Origin of the sequence: Cellulomonas massiliensis JC225, from assembly GCF_000312005.1 — a bacterium.
Lineage (GTDB): Bacteria > Actinomycetota > Actinomycetes > Actinomycetales > Cellulomonadaceae > Cellulomonas > Cellulomonas massiliensis.
The window spans coordinates 2055526-2057779 of sequence record NZ_HE978588.1 but is presented as its reverse complement, the minus strand read 5'-3'; the positions used below and the strand labels follow the sequence as shown (position 1 = coordinate 2057779).

Genomic DNA, 2254 nt, shown 5'->3' with positions numbered 1-2254 from the left:
CCTGGACGGCGGCCGCGACGGGGCGGCCGGCGTCGACCACCACGGTGTACGCGCCGCCCGGCAGCCCGCCGAGGGGCACGTCCGTCACGACGCCGGGCTCGAGCGAAACCTCCTGCGCGCCGGGCAGCGCCTGGACGCCGTCCGCGCCGAGCAGGCTGATCGTCGCCGTCGTCGCCGCACCGCCGGGAGCCAGCAGCCGCAGCGACGCGGCGTGCGGGTCGTCGACGCCGGTCGGTGACACCCGCACGCCCGGCACCACCTGGCGGCGCGAGGGCGCCGCGCCGGGGACGACGAGGTCGGTCCCCGCCGGGGAGAAGCCGTCGAGCGCCGAGTCCTGCACCGATGCCGAGACGCGACCGCCCTCGGCCTCCACGTGCACGACGATGCCGCGCTGCTCGCTCGCCACGGCGCCCAGCGAGACGACCTCCTGCTCGCCCGGAGCGACGAGGTAGCGCTCGCCCGTGAGGTCGACGCGGCCGTTCGGGCCGAACACGGTCAGCTGCACCTGGGCCGGCGTGGCGCCGGCGTTGTCGAGGACGAGGTCCGCGCGGCTCGACAGGTCGGTCGCGCCGCCGACGAGCCAGGCGTCGGTGGTCGGCTCCTGGCACGACGCCGCCGAGAGACCCCGCAGGTCGCCGGCGGTGACCAGCACGCCGGTCGCGGCCGCGACGCGGGGCGGCACCTGCTCCGTCGGGTCGGCGTCCACGACGAGCGGCGTCCCGACGCCGCGCACGAGCGCCGCCCCGGACCCGTCCGGCAGCGTGCCCGCGACGTCCCCGCCGCCGAGGGGGCGGACCGTGCCGCCACCCGACTCGGCACCGACGGCCACGACCGTCGTCACGGGGTCCACCGGCACGGGGTCGAACGCGGCGTCGCCGCGCCCCCGGTCGTCCGGCAGGCGCAGCGGACCCGGGCAGACCAGCGTCGCCGGCGAGGGCGGCACGGTGACGTCCGAGACGCCGAGCCCCTCGGCCGCGGACGGCGCGGGAAGCCGGAGCACACCGACCACGACGGCTGCGGCCAGCGCCAGCACGAGCAGCCCGGTCAGGACGCGTCCCACCACCCGGGCGCTCATGCGCGCACCCCGCGCCGGCGGCGCACCGGCAGGGCGAGGAGCACCGCCACGAGGAGCACGACGCCCTGCGCGACGAGCCACCACGTGCGGTACGGCGCCTCGTAGGACACGACGAGGGTCCCGGCGTCGGGGCCGAGCACGAACGTCTGCCGCCAGCCGTCGTCGACCGCGCGCAGCGGCCGGCCGTCGAGCGTGGCGCGCCACTGGCTGTCGGCCCGCTCGGCGAGCACGACGCGCCGGTCCGGGTCGCCCGCCGGGACGCGGGCGCGCACCGTCCGGTCCTGCGAGGCCAGCGCGGTGACGTCGTCGGAGGCCGCGTCGGCCGGCAGGCCCTCCGGCACGAGCCGGGCCCACGCCGTCACGACCTCGCCACCCTCCGCGGGGGCGACGCGCCACAGCGTCCCCGTCGCGCCCTGGGTCACCCGCTCCAGGCCCGGCGTCGAGTCGAGGCGGGCGACGAGGTCGTCCCGCAGCCGCTTGGCCGCGCGGTCGCCGCGGTCCTCGAGCGGGGGGACGAGGACGTCGGCGACCGCGACGGCGCCGAGCGCCTGGGACACGTCGGCCCCGGAGCCGCTCGCGAGCCGGCCGGCCAGGGCCGAGACCTCGTCCGAGGCGCTGTCGGGCTCGACGACCTCGGGGTCGAGCAGGTCGCCGGTGAGCACCCGGGTGCTGACGGCCGCCGCGTCGTCCACGAGCGTCGGGCCGTCCGTGCGCAGCAGCTGCCAGCGCACGACGCGCCCGTCGCCCGCCGGCGAGAGCGCCAGCGCGAGCACGCGGGAGGACGCCGGCTCGTCCTGGGCCTGCAGGCCGATCGCCGGCACCACGCCCTCGGACGTGGACAGCGGGGCCGCGAGGCCCGCACGGGCCTGGAGCGTCCACGTGGCGGTCCAGGCGACGGGGACGAGGACGGCGACGGCGGTGAGCAGCGCCACGACGGGCTGGCGCCAGCCGAAGGACCGGGCGCGTAGCCGCTCGCGCGCGCCGTCGGCGCCGAGCACCGCGGCGGTCAGCAGCCCCGCTCCGGCCAGCGAGAGGGCCGGCCCGGCCCAGCCGTGCACGAGCCGGCCGGCGTCGAGCCCGACGGGGACGACCGCGACGAGCCCGGCGGTGCCGGCGCCGATCGCCGCCACGACCCACGCGGCCCGCACCGCGCGGGCGGCACCCGCGCCCCGCAGCAGG

At 79.7% G+C, this 2254-nt stretch carries 1 protein-coding gene and 1 pseudogene; both read right to left on the bottom strand.

Annotated features, from left to right (window positions below; genetic code table 11):
* Window positions 1-1075 (bottom strand): DUF5719 family protein (locus HGCM_RS19860; RefSeq protein WP_246119451.1); only part of this gene is annotated, 1075 nt, incomplete at its 3' end.
* Window positions 1072-2254: pseudogene (locus tag HGCM_RS09750) on the bottom strand (glycosyltransferase family 2 protein); the annotation flags it as partial. The pseudogene HGCM_RS09750 and the gene HGCM_RS19860, both read right to left, overlap by 4 nt.